This is a genomic window from Vibrio sp. 10N.261.55.A7 (assembly GCF_002877365.1).
Taxonomy (GTDB): Bacteria; Pseudomonadota; Gammaproteobacteria; order Enterobacterales; family Vibrionaceae; genus Vibrio.
On the sequence record NZ_MCWZ01000116.1, the window covers coordinates 1 to 473 of the forward strand.

1 protein-coding gene is annotated in these 473 nt (G+C 37.0%); it reads right to left on the reverse strand.

Going from position 1 to position 473, the window contains the following annotated elements:
- Positions 1 to 335 (reverse strand): DUF4234 domain-containing protein (locus BCU12_RS08425; RefSeq protein ID WP_198599286.1); only part of this gene is annotated, 335 nt, incomplete at its 3' end.
- Positions 336 to 473: the final 138 nt, after the last annotated feature.

Sequence of the window (473 nt, forward strand, 5' to 3'; positions counted from 1 at the left end):
GCTAGCAACAATGTGGAATTTAGTAAGTTTCGAACTTTCAACGCCCAAACTAATACAGCAACCCAAGTGATGAAGGATACTAATGAACTAGCAGCATGCAAAAGCTCTGAATCACGATAGAAAACTGTGGAAATTGAAAATAATGCATTTACATAAATTAGCGTGACAATGGTTAAGCATAAATGAAGTTTGATAGGGTGCTTGATATAGTCGAGCTGATTTAGTTTCTCTGACAATAGCTTGATGTAATGACCACCATATATACCAAAGGTTAGGATATTGAGGATTATCAGTCTGAATAAACTAACTGTATTGAGTGTTTCAATCTTGTTCATGTTCATTGTCTGCCTCTAATGGTGTGTACGACACTCGGATACATAACGCCCTGCTAATCGGCAAATAAACCAACCACTTAACTTAAAAACTAATACCGTAAACACTTTAGCCAACCAGACCAAAAATGCCACGCGTTT